This is a genomic window from Microbacterium enclense (assembly GCA_038182865.1).
Lineage (GTDB): Bacteria > Actinomycetota > Actinomycetes > Actinomycetales > Microbacteriaceae > Microbacterium > Microbacterium enclense_B.
Map to the genome: position 1 here is coordinate 538,937 of CP116226.1, position 26,902 is coordinate 565,838.

The following is a 26,902-nucleotide window of genomic DNA, read 5'->3' on the forward strand; positions in this document are numbered from 1 at the left end:
CCGGGTCTCAGTTCTTCGCGCTCCGCCGCGCGCGACGCGACGGCACCGGCGCGTCCGGCGAGGACGAGGCGGTCGGCGAGGACGAGGTGTTCCCCGCCGTCACCATCTCGCTGCGCTCGACGGGGCGCGGAGCCGGCGCGGGCGCCCCCTGGGAGGCGTAGTTGCCGGTGTATTGGTAGTCGTAGTACCCCTTGCCGCGGCCCTTGATGGGCACACGGTTGATGACAACGCCCAGGCAGCGCCCGCCCGCACGCTGAAGGGACTGCAGCGCCTTCTGCAACGTTTCGATCGTCGTCTTCCCGACGCTGCCGACGATGATCGCACCGTCGGCGTTGTGCGCGAGGACGGCGGCATCCGTCACCGGGATGAGCGGCGGCGCGTCGATGATCACCGTCGCGTCTTCGGCGAGCCGGGCCAGGAGTTTGTGCATGCGCTCCGACCCGAGCACCTCCGAGGGGTTCGGGGGAAGTGTTCCGGCGCCCAGGACGACCAGCTTCCCCTCGGCTCCCACGAGTTGGGCGACGTCGTCGAACTCCGCCCGTCCGGCAAGGACATCGGTGAGTCCGACCCCATCCACGAGGCCGAAGATCGACGCCACCATCGGGCGTCGCAAGTCTCCATCGATCAGGACCACGCGCTGACCGTTCGCGGCGAGCACGATGGCGAGGTTCGCGCTCGTCGTCGATTTGCCGTCGCCCGGGAGGGGACTCGTGACCACGATGGTGCGCGGTGGATTGTCGACGTCCATGAACTGAATGTTGGTGCGCAGCTCACGCAGCGCTTCCGCGACCCGGAAATACTTCGCGCGCGCTCCGTCATACAGCCCCGCATCCAGCGGGATGAGACGTTCTGACGACGTGAACGACTTCTCCAGCGGGATCGACCCGACGACGACCTGCCCCGTCTCCCTTTCGATGGCATCCGCCGAACGGATGCGGCGATCGAGCAGATAACGGACCGCGGCCACGCCGAATCCGAGAGCCAATCCCGCGAATGCGCCCACGGCGAGCGCAATCCGCCAATTCGGAGACGTGGGCGATTGCGGCAGCTGCGCGGAATCCCCGGGAACGAGCTGAATGATCGACTGGCCGCCGTTCGCGGATTCGAGCCGTTGGATCTCCGCGGACATCGCGCGCACCCAAGCCTGGGCGAGGTCGCGAGCTCCCTCCGGCGTCGAGGCATTGGCCTGGACGATGATGTTCACCGTGTCGACCGGGTTCGTCACCGACACCGACCGGACCAACGTCTCGGGCTTCACGTTCAGCCCCAGATCGGCGATCACCTCGTCGGCCACCGAACGCCAGGTCGCCACATCGATGTACGACTTGACCTTCGACTTCGCGAGATTGTCAGCGATGAGCGCGGAGCCCGTGTCGTCGCCCGATGTGGCTCCCGCAGCCGACAGGAACCCGCCGGCATCCGCGGTGTACACCGGCTTCTGCAGAGCCGCCCATCCGGCCGCGGCGAGGACGCCGAGGATGAGCCCCAGAAGGATCCACACCCAACCGACGCGAATGACTCGCCAGTATGTTTTGAGCTCCATCAGGCGATGCCTCTCCCCCTTGCACGCCCGTTGCGCGGTTGCATTTCCCGCCGGGGCCACGAACACGCCACCCAGAAGGCGCGGTGCATTTTCGGGCAATTCTAGGGGGCGGTCGCGGGCCACATTTCCTTTTCACCCCTTCGGTCCTCCCAGGCGAGCAGTGACGATGCCGAATGCCGTGTCGCCGGGCACGAGGGGCGGGAAGACGGCCGATCCGGCTTGGCTATGCTGACCGACAGACCCCGTCCCCAGTGCCCGGGAGGCCCCGATGACCGCAACCGACTTCGCCGCGCCCCCGGCGCCGGTGGTCGAGGTCGAGGCGCTGGGTGTCCGCATCGACGTCCGCGTGAGGTCGGAGATCTCGGAGTCGGGGCGACGTCTCATCCGTGACGCCTGGCGCGACTGTCGCGGTGGGTCGACGACCGAGCCCCTCCGCCGCACCCTGGAACTCCCCGCCTCGATGTTCGACGATCTGGAACGCGGGCTCTCGGACCTGTCGACGCAGGTCACCCTCGAGGCTCTCCAGGCGCTCCGCGGGACTCGTCTGCTGCTGCACGCGGCGGCCGTCGCGACCGCCGACGGGCGCGTCATCGCTTTCATCGGACCCTCGGGCCGCGGCAAGACCACCGCCGCGCGTCACCTCGGCCGACACTTCGCGTACGTCAGCGACGAGTCGGTCGCCGTCGGCGACGACCTCTCCGTGACGGCGTACCGGAAGCCCCTCTCGGTCATCATCGAGGGGCACGCGCACAAGAGGCAGATCGCCCCGAGCGAGTTCGGTCTGCGCCCCCTGCCCGACGCGCCCCTGCACCTGGTCGGCATGACGCTGATCGAGCGCCGACCGGACACGGATGCCATCGGCCTCGTCCCCGTCGACACCATCGACGCGATCTGCGAGATGACACCCCAGATCAGTTACCTCGCGGAGATGCCCTCCCCGCTGCAGCACCTCGCGCGCGTGTTCGACGCCGTCGGAGCTCCCTCGCGCCTCGTGTACCGCGACGCGACGGAACTCCCCGCGCTCGTCGAGGAGATGTTCGCATCCACTCCGGTCCCCGCGCCGGCGTGGACCGTGCCCTCCCCCGCGAACGGGGACGACTCGTGGAAGGTCGCACCGGTCGACGACGCGATCATCGTCGACGGGCGCGCGTGCATCCTGCGCGACGGCGTGGTCACCGCTCTCGACCAGCGGGGTCGGCTCGCCTGGTGTCTGGCGCGCGAGGGCGCCACGGCGCAGCAGATCGCCGACGCGGCCGTCGGGGAATTCGGGGTGCCTCCGGAGGGATCGGCCCTCGCGCTGATCGAGCAGACCCTTGAGGATCTGCGTGGACACGGACTCCTGGAGTCGGCGTGAGCGAGCCCCCGACGTCGACACCGACCGCCCCCTCGCGGCTCCGCCGCATCCGGCGGTCGCCGATCACCCATCTTGTCGTCGCCTTCGTCATCCTCGCGCTCGTGCAGCTGTTCTTCGTCAAGCCCTTTCAGGTGCCGTCGGAGTCCATGTCCCCCACGCTCGAGACCGGTGACCGCATGCTCGCCAACCGCATCGCGCTCACGCTCTCCCCACCCCATGAGGGCGACATCGTGGTGTTCTCCCGCCCCGACACCTGGGAGTCCTCGGCGGACCCGAGCCCGTTACGCGTCGCGATCGGATGGGTGGGCGACCTCGTCGGGTTCGGCCCCAGCAACCTGGACGCTCTGGTCAAACGCGTCATCGGGGAGCCGGGAACCACCGTGCAGTGCTGTTCGGCCGAGGGAGCGGTGACCGTCGACGGAGTCCCCCTCGACGAAAGCTACGTGGTCAACGACCTCCCCTACACACCGGGCGTCCTCGACTGCACGACGGTGCCGACCTCGTCGCGGTGTTTCGGCCCGATCGTCGTTCCGGACGACAGCTACCTGGTGATGGGCGACAACCGCGCCAATTCCGCCGACTCGGTCTACGGATGCCGCGGGCTCGCGACCGGAGCGACCTGCGCGCGCTTCGTCCCCCGCGAGAAGATGCTGGGCACGGTGTTCGCCATCATCTGGCCCCTCGACCGTGCGTTCTCCTCTCTCGACGGACGCTGATCCTCACGGGGCGACGCGGCGCCAGAATTTGAACCCGACGATCTCGCCCTCCAGCTGATACGACCCGGTGACGAAGGCATCCAGTTGCGGGAAGTGGTCCTTCTCCGGCGGGCACCAGTTCGAGATGCCGCACGAGGTGGGCGATTCGACGATGAGCGCGGGCGGGCGGGACGCGATGTCGTTGAAGTACTGCTGCGGCAGGCCCCCGTACGCCTGCTCCACCGGCAGCGAGTACGTGATGGGCGTCGGCGACAAGCGGTCGGCGGCGGCGAGGATCCATGTCTCGGCGCCGTGCACGAGGACACGATCGTCGGGTGAGGTCTCGGCGACCACACGGTCGATGATCTGTTGCTGATACGACCCGGCGACGAAGGCACCCGCGTCCGAGCGGAACCACAGACCGAAGGCGGCGGAGGCGACCGAACTCGACAGGGCGAGCGCCACCACCGCGGTCATGGTCACAGTGACCGGCGCGCTCCGCCGCGAGAACGCCCGCGACAGGGCACGAGGCGGGATCCCCGGGGCCAGCTCCGACGCCGCGACGACGAGGGCCACCGCGAAGCCGGCGATCGCGACCACGAGATAGTGCGGATACGGCCGACCGGATGCCATCTGCGACAGCGCATCGATGACGCCGATGCCGAGGAACACCGCGACGACGACCCGCGCGCGCGACACGGCATCCTGCGCGCGTCGGCGGACCGCCCACGCGACGACGACCAGTCCGAGCACGGCCACGACAGCGCTCGAGACGAGGATCTGCGCCAGAGAAGCGAAACCCTCCAGACGCTCGCTGAGCGAGGCTCCACCCGAGTAGAAGAGGTTGTAGCGCAGGTACTGGTCGACGGCGGCACGGAGGGCGTCCCCGCTCCACAGCCAGAGGACGAGGCCTCCACCGATCACCGCGACCACCGCCGCTGCGACGAGGGCGAACGCGGCGCGCCGACGGCTCACGACCAGGATCAGGGCCGAGAGGGCGACGAGACCGAGCACGTTGTTCATCCGCGTGAACAGTCCGACGGCGAGCGCGAGTCCGACGATCGCGCCGACCCCGGCTGCGAGTCGCGCAGACGGCTCCCGTCCCACCCGAAGGGCAGCTTCGGCGACGACGGTGTAGGCGACGAGCTGGATGGGGAAGAGCCAGGTCTCGGTGAAGTTCCCGCCCTCGAACACGGCGAGGTAGCTCACTCCGGTGAGAGCGATCGCCGGCGCCGCCCACAGGCCGATCCGCCGAGACCAGAGCACTCCCGCCACGGCGAGGCCGAGAGCCAGCGCAAGGCCCTCGAGAAGCGGGGCGCCGACGATGCCGCCTCCGGCGCGCCAGGCCACGGCTTCGATCACGGCGAGCAGCGGGCCCTTGTGATCCCAGGAGTCGACGTAGGGCATGCCCCCGCGCGAGACGACCATGCCGGTGTAGAGGAACACCCCGGAGTCTCGACCGAGGTTCCCCGACACCATCATCGGTACGGCGGTCACCAGAGCCACGAGGACCGAGGTACCGATCGCGGCGAGGGAGGCCGTCGAACGCAGGCCCGTCATCGGCGCGCCTCCTCGAGGGTGATCACGTGGCGCTCACGCCAGCGCGCGAGGACCCGGCGATCGCGCTCATGGACCGCGAGGACGATGAGCGCGGCGACGGCGACGCCGATCCACCCCCCGAGCGAGTTCGCGACGACGTCGTTGAGAGTCGCGAAGCGCGCCGGCAGAAACAGCAACTGGGCCCCCTCCAGACCGAGGGACACGAGAGGCACGAGCGGGAGCGCCAGCCACAGCACGCGCGTCGGGAACACCAGGGCGAGGAAGAAGCCGAGGGGAAGGAACATCAGGACGTTCGCGGTCGCCTCGAACCAGCGATAGCCGTACCAGGACGGGACGCCGTTGCGATGGAGCACGGCCAGCAGGCGCTGGATCGCGCTCTCGTACCCCTGATCGATCGGCGTCGGCCAGAGCGTCGCGAGCAGGACGACGCACAGGCACAGCCCGAGCCCGACGGCGGCGATGGACAGGCGCACGTCAGCCGCGTGCGGGGGCGGTCCCGGCGGCGCGCGAACGGGACCCCCGGCCCGCCGTCACGATGTCGACGCGCCACAGCTCGGCGAACGCGCGCGCCGCGAAGCGCACGAGCCGCCGCGGAGGCAGCACGTGACGCGAGCGCCCTTCGCCCCACATCGTGCCTTGCACCATCGCGGCTCGACGAGGGATGCTCGCCACCGCGACGTAGCGCATGCGCAATCCGATCCGGGCCTCGGCGATCGAGAAGTGCACGTGCGGGACGAGCGCGTCGGCGGGAACGGCAGCAACGAGCTCGGCAAGCGTGTCGGGGCGATACGCGCGCAAGGGGGTGTTCACGTCGGGGACCGATCGTCCGCACAACATCAGGACCGCGAGGCGGACGAGACCGCTCAGTCCGCGGCGGAACCATGGATCGGTTCGACCGCGACGCACCCCGTGCACGACATCGGCGTCGACATCGTCGAGGGCGAGAGCGACTCGGGCGATGTCATCTCCATAGAACTGGCCGTCGCCGTCGACATGGACGATCACGCTCGAGCCCTCGCGAAGCCCCTCGGCGTAGGCCGCGAGCGCCGTGGGGCCGTGGCCGCGGTTCTGAGGTGCCCGCACCACCTCGGCGAGTCCAGCGGCTGCGGCCGCCGTCTCGTCGGTCGACGCATCGTCGAGGACGACGATCGACACGGGCGTATCGATCGCGGCGAACGAGGCCCGGATTTCCGCGAGGAACGAGGGCAGGGCTTCGGCCTCGTTGTAGGCCGGTATCACGACGACAACCCGGTCTCGTTCCCGCACCCTGGATTCTCCACTCTCTCCCGAGCTGAATTCGCCCGGTGCCTCCCCCGAACATGTAGCGTATGACACTCGTGGGGCGCAGCCGGAATCTTCGTCGTGCCGGCGCACTGTCGGCACGGTTCCTCATCGTGGGCGCGATCAGCACCGCCATCGAGATCGCGGCGTTCAACCTGCTGATGCTCGCCGGCGTCGGTCCCGTCGCCGCGAAGGTCATCGCCTCCCTCATCGCGCTCGTGAACGCCTACGTCGGCAACCGTCAGTGGGCCTTCCGCTCACGCTCCCGCGACGGCGCCGGGCGTCAGATGGTCCGCTTCCTCCTCGTGAACGCCGCCTGCACCGCGATCGGCGCGGGATCGGTGTGGCTCGGAGTACGCGCCCTCGAGGCGCTCTTCGGTGAGGCCGGCCCCGTCGGCCTCAACCTCGTGAACCTCGCCTCGATCGCGGCGGTGACGGTAATTCGCTTCGCGCTGTACCACTACATCGTGTTCCCTCGCTCGACCGCGATTCCGGGGCCGAGCGAGGGCTCGGGTAGGCTCGCCCCGTGAAAACCGCCCCCCGCGTCCTCGGCATCCTGTCCCTGCTCGCGGCTCTCGGGGCGATCGGCGTGCAGGTTCTCGTCGTCGGTCTGCTGTGGGCGGCCTTCACACAGCCGCTGCCCCTGCAGAGCACGCTCCTGCTGGGAACGGCCGGCGCGCTGCTCGGTTTCGCCCTGGCCGTCGTCGGCGCGATCCTGCGTCGCGGGGTCGGCCCGCTGCTGGCCATCGCCGGCCTCATGAACCTCGGGCTTCTCGCTGCGTACGCCTACCTCTTCAGCATCCTCTGACCGTCCCTCCGTCCCGTGTCGGAGACGACGGGACGGTCGGCCGCCTCAGCCGCAGGACACCTCGGTGATGTGCGAGGGGACGGGGTTCACCATCGGCGTGTGCACGAGCGACACGTCGTCGCCGTTGTCGGGCGCCCCCTCGAAGGTCACGCTCAGCGAGTGCGTCGTCTGCGGGTCGTTCGTGGAGAACAGACGAGCGACGGGCCGACCGAGGTGCTCGCCGGTGGTGACCGGCACGTCGACGCCGTCGAAGCTCGCCTTGACGAACGTCGCCCCGCTGGGTCCGTAGAACTGCATGTCGGTGCCGATCGTCCCCTTGGGGAAATGCTTGCCCGCGTCGACGTACCGGACGAGACCGTCCGAGGTCGCGCGGTCGAGCGCGTTCGTGAACGTGACCGTCGTCGTGTACGTGGGGACGGCCGAACAACGGTTCACCGAGACATCGGCCGACATCCACGTGTAGTAGCTCAGCTTCGCCTCGGTCAGGTCGTTGATGAACACCCCCAGCGTGGTCTGCTGGTCGTCATCGGTCGACGGCAGCGGTCCGAGCAGGCGCGAGCCCGCGAACGCCGCGCGCGTGGTGTCGTCGAACGAGTAGAAGTACACCCGGTTCTCATCGACGGCGCGCACGAGAGCGGTCGCGAAGGACACGGGCGCGAAGTCTCCCGACGACACCGCATCGAAGACCTCGACCGCCGCCGAGGCGAAGAACGCGTCCTGGTCCGCGTTGTCGGGGTAGCGCGCGTACACGTCGCTCAGCAGGATCTTCACGGCATCCGACGACGTCAATTGGTCGCCCGTGGCGAGCGTGATCGGCCCGGTCGCATCGAGGAGGTACGACAGCGTCACGGGATCGATCGACATGACGCCGTCGACGGGCGTGCCGAACGACTCGGTCCAGTACGCCCGGGCGAAATCGGCCGACATGGCGAAGTCGGGCGTCGACGTGATGTCCTGCGAGTACCGGCCGATCTTGTCGTCGTACAGCTTCACGACCTCGGGATCCAGCGGCAGGATCGACTCCTTCCGCGTGTTCGTGAAGTCGCGGCTCGTCGCCTGCTGGGCGATCTCCATCTTGCCGTTCTCGACCTTGAGGAGAACCACGGATGCCGGGATGCCCCCGGTTCCACGCGCCTCGGCGTTGTTCTGGACCAGCAGCAGGTAGTTCTTCGCTCCGTCGGCGCCCATCAGGGAGGGCAGCACCGGCATGAGCGCGATGGCGCGGGACAGCGCCGGCTGGAGACCGCGCACCGCACCGGTGAGCTGGCCGAGCGGGCCTTGGAGTACGCCGGGCGTCTCGGCGACGTCGACGTCGCGCACCGCGTCGGCGGCGCGATCGGCGGCGCTCGAGGCGGTCGAGAGAGGCCCGGAGAGCTGCGAGATCGCCGCGACGTCGAACGCCCCGTCCTTCGGCCGCAGCAAGGCGGGGTCGACGTCGGCGAGGGCGGGCAATGCCCCCTGGGCGAGTTCGTCGACGGCGACGGTCGACTCCCGCACGGCGTGCAGCGTGGGGCCGATGAAGGGCGCCTGCTCCGCGATCTGCCACGGCAACGTGTCGGCGGCGCTCCGTGCGCGGGCGGCGTGGCCCTGCAGCTCCTCGATCGACGACGCGAGTGCCGTCCGGTCGTCGGCACCGAACTGTCCCTGCATCTTCGTCACCAACGGGACGGCGGCGCGCAGCTCCTTCTGGGCGATGAACCCGCCGATCGCCACGGCACCGGCCAGGGCGACGAGCACGGCGGTCAGGGCTCCGAGGGCGAGCCAGGCGATCACCGCGGGGCGGAGTCGACGGGTCGGGACAGTTCTCGACATCACATTCCGTTCACGCCGCGAGTGGGCACCCGGCGTAGCGCGCGACAAGGTCCGGCCGCGCAGATGGGTATGCTACCTGAGTCGGGTGCAACGTCTGCTGGGCACATTCCGGTGCGGCGGACCCCGTTGTGCGCTCGACCTTCCTGCCCCCGACAGACGAGGAGACGCGTGGGATCTCGCCGCACGCCCGCCGTCTCCATCATCGGGACCCGCGGATACCCCAGTTATTACGGGGGCTTCGAGACAGCCGTCCGACGCCTCGCGCCGTACCTCGTGGACCACGGATGGGACGTCACGGTCTACGGTCGCCCCGACGCGACCGACCCCGCCGATCCCGAGCGTGACAACCGCGTCACCACGCGGGTGACCAAGGGCATCGACTCCCGGACCCTCAGCACCCTGTCGTACGGACTGACGTCGACGATGGATGCCGCACGCCGGCGCCCCGACGTGGCCCTGATCATGAACGTCGCCAACGGCTTCTGGCTGCCGCTTCTGCGTGCCCGCGGCATCCCCACGGTCGTCAACGTCGACGGCCTCGAATGGGAACGCGAGAAGTGGAGCGCGCTGGGGAAGGCGGTCTTCCGCGCGGGAGCACGCGTGACCGCGCGCCTGTCGACCGAACGCGTCGTCGACGCCCGCACGATCGGTGCGGCGTGGCAGACCCGTTTCGGGGTCGACGGCACCTTCATCCCCTACGGTGCCGACGTCCCGCCGCCGCTGCCGATCGAACCCGGACTCACCCATCGCGGCTACGCCTTGGCGGTCGCCCGCTTCGTGCCCGAGAACACGGTGGGCCCGTTCTTCGACGCCACCGAACGCCTCGCCGTCGACCACGACGTCATCGTGGTGGGCTCCTCCGGGTATGGCGGCGAGCTCGACGAGCGGGCACGGGAACTCGATGAACGGCTCCCCCGATTCCACTGGCTCGGCCACGTGCACGACGACAACCGTCTGCACAGCTTGTGGCAGCACGCGGGAGCGTACTTCCACGGCCACAGCGTCGGTGGCACGAACCCCGCCCTCGTCCAGGCGATGGCGTGCGGTGCACCCATCGTCGCGCGTGACACGGTTCATAGCCGTGAGGTGCTCGGCACCCACGCAGGAGAGTTCACCGGAGCCCAGCCCGCCGCCATCGAGGCGGCTCTGCGCGGGCTGCTCTCCGACCCGGCCCGGCAGGAGCAGCTCAGCGCCGCAGCGGTGCGGAGGGCCCAAGAGGCCTATTCGTGGGAGAGCGTCAACGCGTCCTACGAGCGGTTGCTGCGGGCGCAGCTGCCCGGGGGTTCCGCCCCGACCACGCCGACAGAAGCACGACGCGACCGGGAACGCTGAGACGACATGGGCATCGCCGCGAAGATCATCCACGAACAGCGCGAGCGTCTGCGCGAAGCCGGGAGCGACCGCTGGCGGATCGTCAGTGCCCAACTCGCCGCGAAAGTCGGACCGATGGCGGTGCGCGGAGCGCTGCTCGCCCCGCGTCTCGGCTCCTCTCGCGGCATCCCGCTCATCGGCCGCGGTGTGCGCGTGCGCAATCCCCACCTGGTCCACGCGGGTACGGATCTCCTCGTCGAGGACTTCGCTGAGATCCAGGGCCTGAGCCGCGACGGTATCCACTTCGGCGACGGGGTGTCGATCGGCACGGGCACACTCATCCGCCCGAGCAGCTACTACTCACGGGCGATCGGCGTCGGGCTCACGATGGGCGACGGGAGCAGTCTCTCCCCCGGCTGCTACATCGGGTGTTCGGGCGGCGTGTCGATCGGCGAGGAGACCATGCTCGGGCCGGGGGTGCGGGTCTTCGCCGAAGACCACGTGATGAGCGATCCCACCGCCGGCGTGAAAGAGCAGGGGGTCGAGTGGTCGCCCATCACGATCGGCGCCGGCTGCTGGGTCGCCAGCGGCGTGACCATCACGTCGGGCGTGACGATCGGTGACGGGGCGGTGATCGCCGCGGGTGCCGTCGTGACGCGTGACGTGCCGGCCGGCGCGGTCTACGCCGGGATCCCGGCTCGTCCCATCGGAACGCGGAGCGCGCAGTGACCACGCGCCCCGCGCGCTGCATCGTCGTCCATCCCTCGGACGAGATGTACGGCGCCGACCGTGTGCTCCTCGAGGTGCTGCGCACCGTGCCCGACGACGTCGAGCTCGAGGTCTGGCTCCCCACCGACATCGACTATCCCGAACGCCAGCTGTCGCGCGCCCTGGCCGATCGTGGCATCCGTGTCCGTCATCTCGCCCTGCCGATCATGCGACGGGCGTACCTCACGCCCCGTCGCCTACCCGGCCTCGCTCTGCGGACGCTGACCACGGCGGTCCGGGTGCTGGCCGCGCGCCCCGCCCTGGTATACCTCAACACCGCCGCCGCGGCCCTCGTCGCGCCCTCCGCGCGACTGTCGGGCGCCCGGGTCGTCCTGCACCTGCACGAGCACATCGACGCGCGTTCTCGCGCGGTCGTGCCGTTCCTGCGCTTCGCGCACCGCATCGTCGCTGTGAGCGCGGCCGTGGCGGACGCGCTGCCCCCGGTGCTGCGCGGTCGGACGAGGGTGGTCCACAACGGGTTCGAGGTGTCTCCTCCCGTCGCTCTGCCGTCGTTCGCCGGCGGTATCCGGCTCGTGATCGCCAGCCGGTGGAACGCCTGGAAGGGCCACCGCGTGCTGCTGGACGCGTGGGACCGGACCGACCGCGACGATCTGCATCTGACGGTGCTCGGCGACGCTCCCCCGAGCGGCGAAGCGGTTGATGTGCCCGCGATCGTCGAACGGTCGCCGCGCCGCGCGCAGGTCGACGTCGTCGGCCGCACCGACGACGTGCGGGGCCACATCGACCGGGCGCACCTCGTCGTCGTGCCCAGTGTGCTGCCCGACCCGCTGCCCACGATCGCGATCGAGGCGCTCGGCGCGGGGCGCGCGATCCTCGCCAGCGACGACGGCGGTCTGCCCGAGATCGTCGGCGATGCGAGATTCCTTGTCGCCCCCGGCGACGTCGAGGCCTGGGCCCGCGCCCTCGACGCTCTCGACCCCGACGTCATCCGTGCCGCTGCGGAGGCCGCACGCCCGCGCTTCGAGCACTTGTTCGCACGCGCGGCCTTCGACCGTCTCATCGGCGAAGAGCTCTGGTCGGAGGTGTCTGCACGATGACCGCTTTCCGCGCCGCCGGCGCCGACGCCGTCCTGAGCGCACGGACGCGCACGATCACCTACGTCCTGATCGGCGCCGTCGTGGTCAGTTCTTTCCTCGGGCGTTACGACCTCCCTGTCGCGGGCTTCCGCGTGCGTATCGAGCAGGTCGTTCCCCTCGTCCTGGTCGCCTGGATGCTGGCGCACCCCGTCCTGCGTCGTGCGTTCCTCCGCGCCGTCCGGCATCCCGTTCCTCTGGTGTACGCCGCGTTCGTGGCGTGGAATGTGGTGTCGACTCTCGTGTTCTCGCCGAGCCTGGTGTGGAGCGCATCGATCCTCGTCTGGTTGACGATCGACCTCCTGCTGCTCGTCTCTCTGATGGCGATGACCGAGGGGGCGAACCTTGCCGAGCGTCTTGGCCGCGCATCGGTCGTCCCGTGGGGCCTCGTCGGCTTCGCGGCCTTCGCCGTCGCGAACCTGACGCGCGGTCGCATCGACATCGGAGCCGACTTCGACTACCTGTACGAGGTCTACGTCGCGCGTGCGACCGCGATCGAGGCGAACATCTACGCGTCGATCCTGGTGTTCTGGACCCTGCTCGCCATCACGCGACGCGGGATCGGGCGCGTGGAAACGGCGGCCATCGCGATCGCTGTCCCGCTCGGCCTCATCGCCTCGCAGACGCGCACAGCCGTGTTCAGTCTCCTGCTGGGCCTCGTCGTCTTCGCCGTCTACGCGCTCGTGACCGACCGACGCCCGGCACGCCAGCGCTGGACGCGCGTGCTCCCCGCCGCGATCGTCGCGGGCACCATCGTCGTCTCGTACGGGATCATGGCCGCGGCCGGTGGCACGGAGCCCGCCGATCGCACGCTCAGCGCGTCGGCATCCCCCTCGCCCGGTGCCACCCGCGAGCCCGATCCGACCAATCCCGAGCAGCAGAACAAGATCGGCGACATCGACTTCGAGGGCGGAACCATCGGGTTCCGCATCACGGTCGCCGAACTCGCCGCGGAAGACATGACCGGCGTCAACCTGTGGTTCGGCAACGGCACCAACACCTTCGGCATCCGCCACGAACAACCCGGGACGCCCGGTGTGAGCGGGCACATCATCATGCTGCCCGTGCAGGTGCTCTACGACGGCGGCATCGTCGGTCTCGGACTCCTCGCGGCGTTCTTCGTGACCGTCTTCGCGTGCGTGCCGCGTCGGCGGCGACCAGTGGCCGCCGGTCTGCTCGCGGCGTACCTGCTGTCAGCGACGCTCACGAGCATGTTCTGGTTCGCCGTGACGTGGATCCTCGTCGCCGTGCTCGTCCGATCCGAAGCACCCGCCGACCGTGACCTCGACGACGCCTGAGCCGCCGCGGCCCCACCGCGCCCGCAGCGTGGTGCTGCTGACGGCGGTCTCGGCCCTGTCAGCGATCTCCCCCCTCATCGCCCTGCCGCTCATCACCCGCGCAGCCGGTCCCTCGGGTTTCGCGGAGATCGCGATCGGCCAGGCCCTGGGGACGCTCGCGGCGACCCTCATCACGTTCGGCTGGGCGGTGCGCGGGCCCGTCGAGGCAGCGCGCTCGGCTCACCCCGCGCGGGTCTTCCGCGCGAGCCTGGTGGTGCGCGGGGCGAACAGCCTCGTCGCCCTGCCCGCGGTGGCGCTGATCGCGGCTCTCGCGAGCCACTCCGAGGACCACGCCCTCGCCATCGTCTCCGCGCTCGCGTTCGCGCTCCAGGGTCTCTCACTCAGCTGGTACGCCGTCGGGGTCGGGCGCCCCTCGCTCGCGCTCGTGTTCGACGCCCTGCCCCGCATCGTCCTGAACCTCGCCGGTGCCGTCCTCGCTCTCGTGACCGGTCAGGCCCTTATCTACCCCGTCGTGCTCCTGGCCGGCACCGTGGTCGCGTTCCTCGTCGCCAGCTGGGTGATCGGACTTCGCGAACGCTTCTCGGTGCGTGCTGCCCTCGCCGACGCGGCCGCGTCGTATCGCGGTGGCTGGCGCACGGCCGTCGCCGCCGCCCTGCTGACCTTCTCCGAGACGGCACCGCTGTCCACGCTCGGCGTCGCGGGCTCCCCCGCGGCGATCGGGTTCGCCCCCTTCGACCGCGTGCTGAAGTACGGCTACATCGGCGTCTATATGATCTCGTCCTCGTTCCAGGGCTGGGTGTCGTCGGCGCAGGGTGCCGCCGGGCTCGCGCGGATGCGCCGCGCCGTCACGCTCCACGGCGGTCTCGGGGTCGTGCTGGGGACGCTGTTCGCCACGGTCGCCCCGTGGGCGACGCCGATCGTGCTCGGACCGGGATTCGAGATCGGCGGACTCACCGCCCTCTTCGGCGGGGTCGCTCTCGCCGCGATGACCGTCGGAACGGCCTTGGGCGTCTGCGTCGTCCTGCCCTCCGGCCGCGACGGCGCCTACCTGATCGCGGTCGGTGTCGGAGCCGTCCTCGTCGTACCCGCGGTGCTCGTCGGTGCCGCGCTCGGCGGTGTCGCCGGAGCGGCCGGGGCTGTCGCCGTCGTCCAACTGGCGGTCCTCACGGCGCTCACGCTCGCTGCGGCGCCCGTCCTGCGGGGGCGCTGAGACCGACGACGGTCACGGTCAAGCGAGGACGAATCCGGCCGCGGACATCCCCACCCACACCGTGGTGAACACGATGCTCAGGATGATCGGCCCCCAGATCCGCTCGGAGAGAGCGGCGAAGATCGCCGCGGCAACGCCGAAGACGACAGGGAGGGCGACCGGCATCCCGGAGACATCGCCGCGGAAGAACAGGGGCACGATCGCGAACGCGGTGGCCGCGACGACCCCGGCCCCGACACGCGCCCACACCGCCGGGAGGCGCGGGGCGAGGGCCGTGCGCGCCAGGGCGTAGACGAGTCCGGACGCGAAGACCGTGAGCATGACCAGCAGGACGTAGGGCGCGACGACCCCGAGGACGAGCCAGCGCGGCGACAGAGCGCCGAAGGTGGGCCACCCCCCTCCGCCGGCGAAGACGCCGGCGATGAACGGCAGGATCGACCCGAGCACCACGCCCCAGAGGACGTCGAGGCCCCGGAGGCGGAGGAAGCCCGGAAGACGGAAACGGGCGAGCAGCGCAATGCCGGTGGCGCCCACGACGAGGGATGCCACGACGCCGCCGAGACTGCGACCCGAAGCACCGTCGAACGCGACCGAGACGAGGAGACCCACGGCGACGCCGACCACGAGAGCGGTCGCGGCGATGGCCAGGGGCATCCACCACCCCTTTCGAGCGGCCGGACGCGCCGACCCGGACGCAGAGTCCGCGGATCGTCGAGAGACCGGCTCGCCGACGACCTCGTCCGTCTGCGCTTCGCGCGCCTCTCGGCGGGAGCGGCGGCTGGGCTCGACGGGGGCCGTGTTCATCCGGCCAGTTTACGGGAGGGTCGAGCCCCGTTCGGGGCGGCGCCGTATCGAGCGGATACGACGAAGGGCCGGGCCCGAAGGCCCGGCCCTTGCCGAGTGGAGTCTGGAGAGACTTACTTGAGGATCTTCGTGACCGTGCCGGCGCCGACGGTGCGGCCACCCTCACGGATCGCGTAGCCGAGGCCCTCTTCCATGGCGATCGGCTGGATGAGCTCGACCGACATCTCGGTGGTGTCACCGGGCATGACCATCTCGGTGCCCTCGGGCAGCGTGATGACGCCGGTGACGTCCGTGGTACGGAAGTAGAACTGCGGGCGGTAGTTGGTGAAGAACGGGTTGTGACGGCCGCCCTCTTCCTTGGACAGGATGTACGCCGTGCCCTCGAAGTTGGTGTGCGGGGTGACCGAACCGGGCTTCACGACGACCTGGCCGCGCTCGACGTCGTCACGCTTGGTGCCGCGGAGGAGCAGACCACAGTTCTCGCCGGCCCAGGCCTCGTCGAGCTGCTTGTGGAACATCTCGATACCCGTGACCGTGGTCTTCTGCGTCGGGCGGATGCCGACGATCTCGACCTCGGAGTTGATCGCGAGGGTACCGCGCTCGGCGCGGCCCGTGACGACCGTGCCACGGCCGGTGATGGTGAAGACGTCCTCGATGGGCATGAGGAACGGCTTGTCCTTGTCACGCACCGGGTCGGGGATCGACTCGTCGACGGCTTCCATGAGCTCGACGATCGAGTTGACCCACTGCTCGTCACCCTCGAGAGCCTTCAGGCCCGAGACGCGGACGACGGGGGCGTTGTCGCCATCGAAGTCCTGCGACGACAGCAGTTCGCGAACCTCGAGCTCGACGAGCTCCAGGATCTCCTCGTCGTCGACCATGTCGCTCTTGTTCAGCGCGACGAGCAGGTACGGCACGCCGACCTGCTTGGCGAGCAGAACGTGCTCACGGGTCTGAGCCATCGGGCCGTCGGTAGCGGCGACCACGAGGATCGCGCCGTCCATCTGAGCGGCACCGGTGATCATGTTCTTGATGTAGTCGGCGTGGCCGGGCGCGTCGACGTGAGCGTAGTGACGCTTGGGGGTCTCGTACTCGACGTGCGAGATGTTGATGGTGATACCGCGCTGACGCTCTTCCGGCGCCGAGTCGATCGACGCGAAGTCACGCTGGACGTTGGTGGCCGACGGGAACTTGTCGGCGAGCACCTTCGAGATGGCAGCGGTGAGCGTGGTCTTGCCGTGGTCGACGTGACCGATCGTTCCGATGTTCACGTGCGGCTTGGTCCGCTCGAACTTGGCCTTAGCCACTGGGTCCTCCTCAGGACGTAGTTGCGAAGTCTCGGGCGCTGGATTGCGACCGGTTCTCCGCGGGGATGGTTCTCAGGTTACTAGAGAGTCGGTATTGAGTTTGAGTGGATGCCGGGAACCCGAGCGGAACCCGGGTTCCCGGCATCCGAGAGGGCGGTGTTACTCGCCCTTGTTCTTCTGGACGATCTCGTCGGCCACGGCCTTCGGGACGTCGGCGTAGCTGTCGAACTCCATCGAGTAGACCGCACGGCCCGAGGTCTTCGAGCGCAGGTCACCGATGTAGCCGAACATCTCGGACAGCGGCACGTTGGCCCGGACGACCTTGACACCGGCGGCGTCTTCCATCGACTGGATCTGGCCACGACGCGAGTTCAGGTCGCCGATGACGTCGCCCATGTACTCCTCGGGAGTACGCACCTCGACGGCCATGATCGGCTCGAGGATGGTGGGGTTGGCCTTGCGGACCGCCTCCTTGAAGCCCATGGAGCCGGCGATCTTAAACGCCATTTCCGAGGAGTCGACGTCGTGCGAGGCACCGTCGAGGAGGATCGCCTTGACACCCACCATGGGGTAGCCGGCGAGCACGCCGACGTTCATGGCGTCCTGGAAGCCCTGGTCGGTCGGCGAGATGTACTCGCGCGGGATACGACCACCGGTGACCTTGTTCTCGAACTCGTAGGTCTTGTCGGCCGTGACCTCGAGGGGCTCGATCGCGAACTGGATCTTCGCGAACTGACCCGAACCACCGGTCTGCTTCTTGTGGGTGTAGTCGTGACGCTCGACCGCCTTGCGGATGGTCTCGCGGTACGCCACCTGGGGCTTTCCGACGTTGGCCTCGACCTTGAACTCGCGCTTCATGCGGTCGACCAGGATGTCGAGGTGGAGCTCGCCCATGCCCTTGATGACGGTCTGACCGGTCTCGGAGTTCTGCTCGACGCGGAACGTCGGGTCTTCCTCCGCGAGCTTCTGGATGGCGACACCCAGCTTCTCCTGGTCGGCCTTGGTCTTGGGCTCGATGGCGACCTCGATGACCGGCTCCGGGAACGTCATCGACTCGAGGACGACCTGGTTGGCCGGGTCGCACAGGGTGTCACCGGTGGTGGTGTCCTTCAGGCCGATGACCGCGTAGATGTGACCGGCGGTGACCGAGTCGACCGGCATCTCCTTGTTGGCGTGCATCTGGAAGATCTTCCCGATGCGCTCCTTCTTGCCCTTGGTCGCGTTGACGACCTGGGCACCGGAGTCGAGGTGACCCGAGTAGACGCGGATGTAGGTGAGACGACCGAAGAACGGGTGCGTCACGATCTTGAACGCGAGAGCCGCGAAGGGCTCTTCACGGTCGGCGTGGCGCTCGATGACGATCTCTTCGTCCTTGGGGTCGTGCGCCTCGATGGCGGGCACGTCCAGGGGCGAGGGGAGGTAGTCGACCACCGCGTCGAGCATGGGCTGCACGCCGCGGTTCTTGAACGCCGACCCGCAGAGCACGGGGTAGAGCTCCGAGTTGATCGTCATCTTGCGGATGGCGCCCTTGATCTCGGCGACCGTGAGCTCTTCGCCACCGAAGAACTTCTCGAGGAGGGCGTCGTCGGACTCGGCGACGGTCTCGAGGAGCTGCTGACGGTACTCGGCGGCCTTGTCGGCGAGGTCGGCCGGGATCTCCTGGATCTCGTACTTCGCGCCCATGGTCACGTCACCCTTGGCGTCACCGGGCCAGACCAGCGCACGCATCTCGACGAGGTCGATGACACCGACGAAGTCGTTCTCGGCCCCGATGGGCAGCTGGATGACGAGCGGCTTGGCCTTCAGGCGGTTGACGATCGTGTCGACCGTGAAGTAGAAGTCGGCGCCCAGCTTGTCCATCTTGTTGACGAAGCAGATGCGGGGGACGTCGTACTTGTCGGCCTGACGCCACACGGTCTCGGACTGGGGCTCGACGCCCTCCTTGCCGTCGAAGACGGCGACGGCGCCATCGAGCACGCGCAGCGAGCGCTCGACCTCGACCGTGAAGTCGACGTGACCGGGGGTGTCGATGATGTTGATCTGGTTCTTGTCCCAGAAGCAGGTCACAGCAGCGGAGGTGATCGTGATGCCACGCTCCTGCTCCTGCTCCATCCAGTCGGTGGTCGCCGCACCATCGTGCGTCTCGCCGATCTTGTGGTTGACGCCCGTGTAGAACAGGATGCGCTCGGTCGTCGTGGTCTTGCCGGCATCGATGTGGGCCATGATGCCGATGTTGCGGACCTTATGCAGGTCGGTGAGCACGTCTTGTGCCACGGGTGTCTTCCTTACCTGTTGGGAGGTTGATGCCGGGCCCATCGGCGGGTCCGAGACCGGGGTGCGGTCCGGGACCCGCCGCGGGTTTTACCAGCGGTAGTGTGCGAAGGCGCGGTTCGACTCGGCCATCTTGTGGGTGTCTTCGCGGCGCTTGACCGCGGCACCGAGGCCGTTCGAGGCGTCGAGGATCTCGTTCTGCAGACGCTCGGTCATCGTCTTCTCACGACGACCCTTGGCGTAGCTCACGAGCCAGCGCAGCGCGAGGGTGTTCGCACGGTGCGGCTTGACCTCGACCGGAACCTGGTAGGTCGAGCCACCGACGCGGCGGCTCTTGACCTCGAGGGTGGGGCGCACGTTGTCGAGCGCCTTCTTGAGGGTGGCGACGGCGTCCTGGCTGTTCTTCGCCTCGACGCCCTTGAGGGCGTCGTACACGATCGATTCGGCGATGGACTTCTTGCCGTCGACGAGGATCTTGTTGACCAGCTGGGTGACGACGGGAGCGCCGTAGACCGGGTCGTTGACGACGGGGCGCTTCGGGGCGGGACCTTTACGAGGCATGGTTCTCAGCCCTTCTTCGCGCCGTAGCGGCTACGAGCCTGCTTACGGTTCTTGACAGCCTGGGTGTCGAGCGCACCGCGGACGATCTTGTAACGGACACCGGGGAGGTCTTTGACACGACCACCGCGGACGAGCACGAGGGAGTGCTCCTGCAGGTTGTGGCCCTCGCCGGGGATGTAGGCGGTGACCTCGGTGCCGTTGCGCAGCTTCACGCGGGCGACCTTGCGCATGGCCGAGTTCGGCTTCTTGGGGGTCGTCGTGTACACGCGGGTGCACACGCCGGCCTGCTGGGGGTTCGACTTCAGCGCGGGAGCCTTGGTCTTCGAGACCTTCGGCGAGCGGCCCTTGCGAACCAACTGCTGAATGGTTGGCACGTTCTCTCCTTGTTTGGCTGGGCGCTCCCTCGCGGGCTCACCCAGGTGCTGCACGGTGACAGCGGTCGTGTCTCCCCCGATACGTCCCTCATCTTGCGATTCGTGACGTGTCGGGCTCACGTGTGATCCACCGCACGTCAGAATGATCAGACGCGATTGTGGTGGATATGCCGTGGGGGTGACCTGTTCGCAGATCAATCCCTGAGATGGTGCGAGCGTTGATCCGTTCGCCCCGCCCGAGGGCATGACGCACGGCGCGCGTGAACGCACACCCGCTCAATGATACGCGCTCATCGGGGGTGCGGGCAAACGTGCACGGGCCTCACGGGCTGAGAAGATCCCGGGTGCGACGACGCTCGGGGCGACCCGTCGCCGGCGATCCGTCTGCGACAGGCCGTGCCGGCCCCGCGGATCACCCGATGAGCAGGACGAGCGCGACGACCGCGGCGGCGACGAGCAGGACGATCACGATTCCCGCCACGAGCAGCCGGCGTCCGTGACCGCGCCCCGATCGCGGTCGGACGGCAGCGGCATCCGGACGCTCGGGATACCGCGACGGCGGCGGCGGTGTCCGGGCCACGCGGACCACCCCGTCGGGCCGGGGCGCGTAGGTCTCGGTCGCGCCGATGCCGGGAGAGCGGGACTCTCTGGCCGCCCCCGACGGCGTCTCGGATCGCGGCGTGGCGTGTCCGGCCGTCGCGCGGCCGGCCGTCGCGCGGTCGGGGAGAGCGGGGCCGGCCGTCGCGCGGTCGGGGAGAGCGGGGTCGGCGGTCGGCCTTCGGCTCCCCCCTGTCGTGTCGTCGGCACCGGCCGTGGCGGGGGCCTCGCCCCGGCGACGTCGACGCGCGGTGGCGGTGTCGCCCGTGTCGTCCACCTCCGCCGCGGGGCGACGAGGGGCCGTTTCGGTGTCCCCCGTGTCGTACGGGTCCACCCGGGTGTGGCGGCGAATGGTCGCGGTGTCGTCGGCCGGGTCGCCGTTCCCCGGGTCGCCGTTCCCCGGGTCGCCGTTCGCATCATCGCCGTCGGTCGCCGGGTCGCCGGCCGCTGCCTCGTCGTCCGCGGAGGCGGCAGAAGACGGAGCCACACGCGCGCGGGAGGCGGAGACAGCGGTGTCCTCGTCCACCGGACCGGCGTCGGGCGCGGGATCGTCCCCTCGCCGGGCGGATCTCACCGTGTCGTCTTCGATCAGGCCGGTGAGGGGCGTCCTCCGGACGACGATCGTGTCGTCGTCCGCTCCGGGGCGGGGCGAGCGAACCGTGTCGTCCTCGAGCTCTCCGGGCGGCGTGGGCCACGAGCGCAGCCGACCGGCCCAGAGAGTGACGTCGTCGGGGTCGTCGGGCTTGTCGTAGGGCCCGCTCATGCGTCCCTCCGAGACAGCCGCACCTCCGCGTCACCGAGGAAGAAGCGCTCGCCCGCCTCGATCTCCTCACCCGGCGGCGCCTCGACCTCGGTCCCCATCAGAGTGGCGAAGAGCACTCCGTTCGTGGAGTTCAGATCGGTGACGAACCAGGTGTCGCCGCGCAGCTGCAGGCGCGCGTGGGTCTTCGACACGGTGCGTGTCTCGTCCGAGATCGCGACGAGTTGCGCGTCGGGGAACGCGTCGTCGGCGGCCGGGCGCCTCCCCACGATGACGACGGGCGACGTCAGATCCACGGGGTCGCCCCCCGGCGGGATGAGCGCCCACGGGATACGACGGCGACGTGCGACCACCGTGCGGTCCAGCGCGTCGATGTCGTCGTCGTCGTCCTCGACGCCCGGTGCGAACTCCGGCTGCGTGTAGAGCGCCGCGACCGAGGTTCGCGCGGAGCGCGGGGCACCGGCATCCGGGGCCCCCGACACCGCCGACACGGCCTCGGACAACTCGGGGAACTCGTCGACGCTCGCGCCGGCCTCTTCGTGCGCGGGGTCGGCGTCCGGCGCGGGCTCCGCAGCCGGTCGGGTGAGCGGTGCCTCGGTGATGGGCGGTGCCGCGTCGGCGGAACTCGCACGCCGCGGTGGTGCCCACGGTTCCGGCGTCGAGGCCGTCTCGGCGGAGGCGGGCGTCGACGATTCGCGGGGACCATCGTCGTCGGTATCCGCCGGGGGCGGGGCCAGAGGCGTCGCGCGTCGCACGGGGAGGCCCGGCGTCAGCGGGACGGTGGGCTGGAACCCGTTCTCGTCAGCGTCCGCGGCAGGCGGTGCCGTCTCCGTCGAGCGGCGCCGCGGAGCGGCCTCCTCCTCGTCGAGGCGCAGGGCATCGAGCGCCTCGAACACGGACGTCGGCGGAGCGGCATCCGGTGCTCTGTCCTCGGCGCGGGGCGGCCGGTCCCCGTCAGAGGGCGGAGGGACGTCGTCGTTGCGGGTCGGCGCCCAATCCACGGCCGAGGGAACCGCGTCGGAGAGGGAGCCGGACGGAGCCGCGAACGGGAGGATCACCGGAGCGGAGGCGGGTGCCTCGTCGTCCGCGCGGACGGGGCCGTCTTCGCGACCTGCACTGTCGCCAGCCGGGGCGGGCGTCCATCCGCCCACGAGCGGGACGTAGGGACCGGAGAACTCCTGACCGCGACGAGCGGGTGCGGAGTCCTCGCTGATCGCGCCGGACCGCGCCGTCGGCGCGGCGCCCTCCCAGCGCGCCGAGCCGAAACCGAGGACACTCGCCCAGACCACCTGCAGCAGGACTCCGAGGACGGTCGTTCCGACGCCGCGCCCGAATCCGAGGCTGATGCGATGCACCGCGACGATGAAGACCACCAGGAAAGCGATCGCTCCGAACAGCGGCACGAGGTTCAGCAGGATCAGCCACGGAGAGAAGCCGCCGAGCTTGAGCACCGTGGCGACGTTGAGGACGGGAATCCACGCCTTCCAGGGCTTCTCCTCCGCCTTGGCGAAGATCGCCGACAGTCCGAGGGCGTACCAGACATACAGGACGACGAAGAGGGCGATGCTCGAGAGACCGAGGATGGCGCCGGTGGAATCGTTCATGTCGTGTCGCGCCGCCGTCGGGCGGACGGGCGCTTCCCCCTCTCGTCGCGGTGCGGCGGCCGTCGGCGCGTGGGGCGCGGGGCGAGGAACCGCAGGAACGATCTCAACGATACGGCCGCGCGCAGCCGGCGCCATCCGCCGCGCTGACGCGCCAGCGTGCGGCGTTCCGCGTCGACGATCCGCCAGAAGGCCGCGGCGTCCTCGGCGGTGACCGTGCGCGAGGAGAACACGGCGCGGTCGGCGTCGTCGGCCAGACGCGAACCGCCGCTCGTGCCGAGGGCCGCGGCGAGCTCGCGACGCGTCGGCGACGGCGGCAGCTCGTGGCCCGCATCCACCCCGGCATCCACGTACTCGTCCCATCCTCCGGCGATCGCGGCACGCGGATCCGGGTCGCGCCGACGACCTCGCCGACGGACAGCTTTGGCGATCACGACGACGAGGAACGGGCCGAAGAGCACCACCACGACCAGCAGCGAGATCCCCGCGACACGGAGGATCGGCCAGAGCCAGGCGAGATCGAGGCCGTCCGCGGACCGATCCTCGTCGTCGGGGGTGTTGTCCTGCTGCACCGGTTCCGGTGGCACGACGTCGTCGACCGTGTCGGGGCGCACCTCCGTGACGTTCTCCGGGTCGCGCTGCTCGGTCACCTCGAGGCTGGGCGACTGCTCCCACTGCGGTGTCACGTCGATCGCCGCCCACCGGCCGTCGGCTCCCTGCACCTCGGTCCACGCGCTCAGGTCGCGCGCGCGACACACGCCCGCCTCGCAGGTGAGCAGGGAGGGCTCCGCGGAGGTGAGACGCGTCCCGACCACGACACGTGCCGGGAAGCCGAGATCCTCGGCGATGAGGGCGGCGGCGACGGCGAACTGCTCATCGTCACCGACGGCGGCGACGTAGTTGCCGGATGCCACGGCACGGGGGTCGTCCTCCCGATCGAGGAGGCGCTGGAACATCGTGTCGATGCGAGCCAGGGAGTGACCGGACGCACTCGGCTGGAGCTGATAGCCAGGGAGATCGCTCGCCCACGTCGGCGCGGACGCGCCGGGTGCGGGGGCGAGTCCGTGGCTGAGATATCCGCGCTCGCGAAGCATCTGCACGAGCGCAGCCAGCGCCGCTCCCCCTTCCCCGGAGGCGTGCTCGTCGACCCAGCGGCGGAGGTTCTCCCCACCCGAGACCGCGTCCGACGTGCCCGGGGCGGTCATCGTCGCGAGATCGGGCGCGACCTCTTCGGACGCCGTCAGCCGGTAGCGATCACCCGGGGCGAGACCGCCGTCGGCGATCTGCACACCCGCCTCCGCGGCCACGCTGTAGTAGAACCGATCGGCGAGCGCCCCCTGCCGATCCCCCTCGAACGTCGCGCGGACGAGGCTCCCGGCCGTCGGCATCCAGATCCCGCCGAGGTCGTCGATCTCGATCTCGGCGTCGACGGGGCGTCCGTCGCGTGCGGGGAGGCTCGAGGGGACGCGGACGAAGCGCCCGTCTCCGGCCCCCGACGCGCGGAAGATCTCGCCGTCGTACGCGTCGAGGGTGGCGACGCGCACGCGCTCCGGCAGCGCCCCGTCACCGCTGACGCGGAAGAGCACGTCGTCTGCCCTCGCATCGGAGAACATCGCCCGGTAGGCGGAGAGCGGACTGATCGCCTCGGCGATCTGTCGCTCCGGTCCCGTCACCGACCTGAGTACCCGTCGGTCGGCGTCGGCGGCCGCCCAGGGCACCACGGCGACGGTCACCACGACGGCGACGAGGATCATGCCCGCCCCGGCGAGGGTACGCCGTCGGTCGGCGACGGAGCGACGAGCGCTCGGCTGCACCCCGGCGAGCGCCCGGGCGCGACGCAGCGATCGGGTGCGTTCGTCGTGAGTACGCCACGCCAGCCACAGCACGGCCGAGAGCAGGGCCGCAAGTCCCACCCCGGTCTCCACGGGTGCGGGCACCGTGAGAGGTCCGATGACGACGGGAGCGCTGGGGGACGTACGGCCGAAGAACAGGCCGAACCCGATCATGAGCAGTCCGCTCACGACGGCACCGGAAGACCGGCGATCCGCTCGCCACGCGAGCGACAACGTCACGACCGTCCCGACCAGGAACACGACGAGGGCGGGGACGAGCAGATTGCGATAGGCCCCGACCGGAAGGTCGACCGTGACGAGGTCTTTCCACCCGAGCACCGCCCCGATGACGGCCTCGCCGACTCCGCGTGCGATCTCCAGCGGTGCCCCGAGTCGCGACGGCACGGCGAGCGGAACGCACAGGACGACGAAGGCGACGACCGTGGCGGCCGTCGTCATCCACGCACCCCCTCGTCGCCAGGCCACGAGGCTCACCACGAGAACGGCGGCGACCGTCGCTGCCGCCACGAGAACGAGGAACGACGCCGACGCGTACACGGGCCAGGCCGCCACGGCGGCGAGCGCGACCGTCACCGCGGTGTACAGCGCCCCGGCCACGAGACGCGCGGGGCGGGCGGCGTCCCGAGTCGTCGTCCTGCTCATGAGGTCGCTCCGCGGACGAGGAGGCCGGAGAGATCGTCGAGCGTGCCGATCGTGAGCACCGTCAGCCCCGCGATGCTCTGCATGCGGGGGTGGGCCCGTTCGTCGCAGACGACCGCGGCGACCGCGGTGTCGACGGGGAAGGCCAACGCCGCGTGGCGCAGACGCGCGACGGGGACCCGCGAGCCGACGACGACGAACGCGATCGAGAGTCTCTCGGTGGACTCGGATGCCAGTCGGCAGACGTCGGAGACCGGCATGGTGTTCTCGTACCACTGCAGAGCACTGAACCCGTCGAGCATTTGCCGCGGCGAGACCGTCGGCACGCGCCGGATCGCCCGGAGGCGACCCTTGACCACGCGCGGGATCTCCGAGCCGGTCACGATGTCGATGTCGCGCGCGTCACGGACGGCGCGCAACCCCAGCGACGCCGCGGCGGCGACGGCGAGCTCATACTCGTCGGCGTCGAGGTACTCCTGCGCGGCGGCGCCGAGGACGACGGCCATGCGGGAACGGCGCGACTCCTCGTACTGGCGCACCATGAGGCGACCGGTCTTCGCCGTGGACTTCCAGTGCACCTGTCGCTGGGAGTCGCCGGGGGCGTACTCGCGGATCGCGTGGAACGACATGTCGGCGTCGACCAGGCGCCGCGTCGCACTGCCCTCGAGGTCGCGGACGAGTCCCGCGCTCGTCGACGGCAGGAGCACGGTGCGCGGGTGGACGAAGAGCTCGTGCTCGTCGTCGACCTCGTGTTCGCGGCGGAGAAGACCCACGGGATCGCTGCGGACGGTCGTGACGGGCCCGATCCGCACCACCCCACGCGGCAGCGGAGGGATCTCGAGCACGTCGGTCACGCTCTGACCCGCGCGCAGCAGGGGTACCCCGAACTCGACGAGTCCCTGCCCCACGGGGATGTCGAGACGCCCGGGAAGCGCGAGGCGTGAGCTGTCGTTGCGCACGGTGATCTCGCCCGAGACACCGTTTCCGGCCACCACGCGCTCGTGGCCGAGCGTGAGATCGACCGCGTAGGCGCGGGAGCCGAAGAGGAACGGAACGCTCATGAGCAGCAGCAGGAGAGCGGCGCTTCCCGCGACCATCCACTCCACCCAGCCGAAGACGAGGCCGAGCACGAGACCCGCCGTCGCGGCGACCGTGACGACCGCCCCCGCCGGGCGCACGGTGCGACCCGCCCAGCGCGTAGCCGTCGCAGCGGCCTCCCCCGTCGCGCGCCAGAGCTCGGCGGCGCGCACGACCGCGCCGACGAGGCGCCTCTGGCGTCGTGTCGAGGTCGAGGTGATCGACGTCCGTGATCCGGTTCCGGCGGTGCCGGCCGAGGTACGCGTCAGCCGCGACTCGGTGAGACTCACGTCGGGCATCGAGGTCTCCGCGGGGCGGTGGGCG

Annotated in this window: 23 protein-coding genes; 9 read left to right on the top strand and 14 right to left on the bottom strand. The window is 70.0% G+C overall.

Going from position 1 to position 26,902, the window contains the following annotated elements; all coding sequences use genetic code 11:
* Positions 1–7: 7 nt before the first annotated feature.
* A complete protein-coding gene (locus PIR02_02585; protein ID WZH37559.1) occupies positions 8–1,543 on the bottom strand; it encodes a polysaccharide biosynthesis tyrosine autokinase in 1,536 nt (511 codons plus the stop codon).
* A gap of 268 nt (positions 1,544–1,811) precedes the next feature.
* Between PIR02_02585 and PIR02_02590 the strand changes: the two genes are divergently transcribed.
* Both PIR02_02590 and lepB read left to right on the top strand, forming a co-directional pair.
* The gene (locus tag PIR02_02590) at positions 1,812–2,897 is read left to right on the top strand and encodes a hypothetical protein (GenBank protein ID WZH37560.1); all 1,086 of its coding nucleotides are present in this window, start codon (positions 1,812–1,814) and stop codon (positions 2,895–2,897) included.
* The gene (gene lepB / locus PIR02_02595; protein WZH37561.1) at positions 2,894–3,613 is read left to right on the top strand and encodes a signal peptidase I; all 720 of its coding nucleotides are present in this window, start codon (positions 2,894–2,896) and stop codon (positions 3,611–3,613) included. The genes PIR02_02590 and lepB overlap by 4 nt, the downstream gene beginning before the upstream one ends.
* Before the next feature lie 3 nt (positions 3,614–3,616).
* Here the strand turns inward: lepB and PIR02_02600 are convergent, their stop codons facing one another.
* The 3 genes from PIR02_02600 to PIR02_02610 are packed head-to-tail and all read right to left on the bottom strand — an operon-like array spanning position 3,617 to position 6,418.
* Positions 3,617–5,152 (bottom strand): hypothetical protein, encoded by a 1,536-nt coding sequence (locus PIR02_02600; protein WZH37562.1) that lies wholly within the window; start codon positions 5,150–5,152, stop codon positions 3,617–3,619.
* On the bottom strand, positions 5,149–5,625 hold the full coding sequence (locus PIR02_02605) for a VanZ family protein (protein ID WZH37563.1): 477 nt from the start codon (positions 5,623–5,625) through the stop codon (positions 5,149–5,151). Before PIR02_02605 ends, PIR02_02600 begins: the two co-directional genes overlap by 4 nt.
* A gap of 1 nt (position 5,626) precedes the next feature.
* Complete coding sequence (locus PIR02_02610) at positions 5,627–6,418, bottom strand: glycosyltransferase family 2 protein (protein WZH37564.1); 792 nt, start codon at positions 6,416–6,418, stop codon at positions 5,627–5,629.
* Positions 6,419–6,480: 62 nt separating this feature from the next.
* Between PIR02_02610 and PIR02_02615 the strand changes: the two genes are divergently transcribed.
* Positions 6,481–6,963: a GtrA family protein gene (locus PIR02_02615; GenBank protein ID WZH37565.1), complete on the top strand. Its 483-nt coding sequence runs from the start codon at positions 6,481–6,483 to the stop codon at positions 6,961–6,963.
* Positions 6,960–7,241, top strand: coding sequence for a hypothetical protein (locus PIR02_02620; GenBank protein WZH37566.1), 282 nt, complete (start codon positions 6,960–6,962; stop codon positions 7,239–7,241). Before PIR02_02615 ends, PIR02_02620 begins: the two co-directional genes overlap by 4 nt.
* A gap of 45 nt (positions 7,242–7,286) precedes the next feature.
* On the opposite strand, the gene PIR02_02625 is transcribed toward PIR02_02620, so the two are convergent.
* Positions 7,287–9,053 (bottom strand): DUF4012 domain-containing protein, encoded by a 1,767-nt coding sequence (locus PIR02_02625; protein ID WZH37567.1) that lies wholly within the window; start codon positions 9,051–9,053, stop codon positions 7,287–7,289.
* A gap of 168 nt (positions 9,054–9,221) precedes the next feature.
* On the opposite strand from PIR02_02625, the gene PIR02_02630 reads away from it, so the two are divergent.
* From PIR02_02630 to PIR02_02650, 5 genes are read left to right on the top strand one after another with little or no spacing between them, the layout of a single operon-like run.
* The gene (locus PIR02_02630; protein ID WZH37568.1) at positions 9,222–10,385 is read left to right on the top strand and encodes a glycosyltransferase; all 1,164 of its coding nucleotides are present in this window, start codon (positions 9,222–9,224) and stop codon (positions 10,383–10,385) included.
* A gap of 6 nt (positions 10,386–10,391) precedes the next feature.
* Positions 10,392–11,093: an acyltransferase gene (locus PIR02_02635; protein ID WZH37569.1), complete on the top strand. Its 702-nt coding sequence runs from the start codon at positions 10,392–10,394 to the stop codon at positions 11,091–11,093.
* Positions 11,090–12,190 carry a glycosyltransferase family 4 protein gene (locus tag PIR02_02640; GenBank protein WZH37570.1) on the top strand — a complete coding sequence of 367 codons (1,101 nt, stop codon included), beginning with the start codon at positions 11,090–11,092 and terminating at the stop codon, positions 12,188–12,190. Before PIR02_02635 ends, PIR02_02640 begins: the two co-directional genes overlap by 4 nt.
* On the top strand, positions 12,187–13,524 hold the full coding sequence (locus tag PIR02_02645) for a hypothetical protein (GenBank protein ID WZH37571.1): 1,338 nt from the start codon (positions 12,187–12,189) through the stop codon (positions 13,522–13,524). Before PIR02_02640 ends, PIR02_02645 begins: the two co-directional genes overlap by 4 nt.
* Positions 13,505–14,734: a hypothetical protein gene (locus tag PIR02_02650; protein ID WZH37572.1), complete on the top strand. Its 1,230-nt coding sequence runs from the start codon at positions 13,505–13,507 to the stop codon at positions 14,732–14,734. The genes PIR02_02645 and PIR02_02650 overlap by 20 nt, the downstream gene beginning before the upstream one ends.
* Positions 14,735–14,752: 18 nt before the next feature.
* On the opposite strand, the gene PIR02_02655 is transcribed toward PIR02_02650, so the two are convergent.
* From PIR02_02655 to PIR02_02695, 9 genes are all read right to left on the bottom strand, one after another.
* Positions 14,753–15,538 carry a hypothetical protein gene (locus PIR02_02655; protein ID WZH37573.1) on the bottom strand — a complete coding sequence of 262 codons (786 nt, stop codon included), beginning with the start codon at positions 15,536–15,538 and terminating at the stop codon, positions 14,753–14,755.
* A gap of 113 nt (positions 15,539–15,651) precedes the next feature.
* Positions 15,652–16,845, bottom strand: coding sequence for an elongation factor Tu (gene tuf, locus PIR02_02660; protein ID WZH37574.1), 1,194 nt, complete (start codon positions 16,843–16,845; stop codon positions 15,652–15,654).
* Between the two features lie 159 nt (positions 16,846–17,004).
* A complete protein-coding gene (gene fusA / locus PIR02_02665) occupies positions 17,005–19,119 on the bottom strand; it encodes an elongation factor G (protein WZH37575.1) in 2,115 nt (704 codons plus the stop codon).
* An 87-nt stretch (positions 19,120–19,206) separates the two neighbouring features.
* Positions 19,207–19,677 (bottom strand): 30S ribosomal protein S7, encoded by a 471-nt coding sequence (rpsG, locus tag PIR02_02670; protein ID WZH37576.1) that lies wholly within the window; start codon positions 19,675–19,677, stop codon positions 19,207–19,209.
* Positions 19,678–19,682: 5 nt separating this feature from the next.
* Complete coding sequence (gene rpsL, locus PIR02_02675) at positions 19,683–20,051, bottom strand: 30S ribosomal protein S12 (GenBank protein WZH37577.1); 369 nt, start codon at positions 20,049–20,051, stop codon at positions 19,683–19,685.
* A 412-nt stretch (positions 20,052–20,463) separates the two neighbouring features.
* Positions 20,464–21,411: a hypothetical protein gene (locus tag PIR02_02680; GenBank protein WZH37578.1), complete on the bottom strand. Its 948-nt coding sequence runs from the start codon at positions 21,409–21,411 to the stop codon at positions 20,464–20,466.
* A complete protein-coding gene (locus PIR02_02685) occupies positions 21,408–23,012 on the bottom strand; it encodes a DUF5684 domain-containing protein (GenBank protein ID WZH37579.1) in 1,605 nt (534 codons plus the stop codon). Before PIR02_02685 ends, PIR02_02680 begins: the two co-directional genes overlap by 4 nt.
* Entirely contained in the window at positions 23,009–25,504 is a 2,496-nt protein-coding gene (locus PIR02_02690; GenBank protein WZH37580.1) for a transglutaminase domain-containing protein, read from the bottom strand. Before PIR02_02690 ends, PIR02_02685 begins: the two co-directional genes overlap by 4 nt.
* Positions 25,501–26,877, bottom strand: coding sequence for a DUF58 domain-containing protein (locus PIR02_02695; protein WZH37581.1), 1,377 nt, complete (start codon positions 26,875–26,877; stop codon positions 25,501–25,503). Before PIR02_02695 ends, PIR02_02690 begins: the two co-directional genes overlap by 4 nt.
* Positions 26,878–26,902 lie beyond the last annotated feature (25 nt).